This is a genomic window from Paracoccus sp. DMF (assembly GCF_004407025.1).
Taxonomy (GTDB): Bacteria; Pseudomonadota; Alphaproteobacteria; order Rhodobacterales; family Rhodobacteraceae; genus Paracoccus; species Paracoccus aminovorans_B.
Map to the genome: position 1 here is coordinate 1 of NZ_SOKV02000188.1, position 677 is coordinate 677.

Annotated in this window: 2 protein-coding genes; both read left to right on the forward strand. The window is 57.5% G+C overall.

Annotated features, from left to right (window positions below; genetic code table 11):
• Nucleotide 1 precedes the first annotated feature (1 nt).
• A complete protein-coding gene (locus E3D03_RS21130) occupies nucleotides 2-148 on the forward strand; it encodes a type II toxin-antitoxin system prevent-host-death family antitoxin (protein WP_411969845.1) in 147 nt (48 codons plus the stop codon).
• A gap of 12 nt (nucleotides 149-160) precedes the next feature.
• Nucleotides 161-677 (forward strand): type I restriction-modification system subunit M N-terminal domain-containing protein (locus tag E3D03_RS21135; RefSeq protein WP_263568566.1); only part of this gene is annotated, 517 nt, incomplete at its 3' end.

Sequence of the window (677 nt, forward strand, 5' to 3'; positions counted from 1 at the left end):
GATCGATCTCGCCCGAGCCGAGCCGGTGGCGGTAGCCAAGCATGGGCGGCAAGTCGTCGTGGTGATGGCGATTGAAGAATACGAGCGATTGAAGACTATAGAGGCAGGTCGGAACGCCTCACAGGCTGCGGATCGCACCAAAGAGTAGAACGAGGACCACGTGGCAGTCAAAAAGTCGGAAATTTACAGCTCTCTCTGGGCGAGCTGCGATGCGCTTCGGGGCGGAATGGATGCCTCGCAATACAAGGATTATGTCCTTGTATTGCTGTTCGTGAAGTACGTCTCCGACAAGTATTCCGGCGACCCGGATGGGCTGATCGAAATCCCCGAAGACGGCAGTTTTGCGGACATGGTCGCGCTGCGCGGCAATAAGGACATCGGCGAGAAGATCAACATCATCATCGCCAACCTGGCCGAGGAGAACGACCTCAAGGGCGTGATCGACGTTGCCGACTTCAACGACCCGGAGAAGCTCGGCACCGGCAAAGAGATGGTTGATCGCCTCTCAAACCTTGTCGCGATCTTCAATCGCCCGGAGCTGGATTTTCGCAAGAACCGCGCCGATGGCGACGATATTCTGGGCGATGCCTACGAATACCTGATGCGCCATTTCGCCACCGAGTCGGGCAAGAGCAAGGGGCAGTTTGAACCGCGCCGGGTTTGCCGGAGGCTGATTT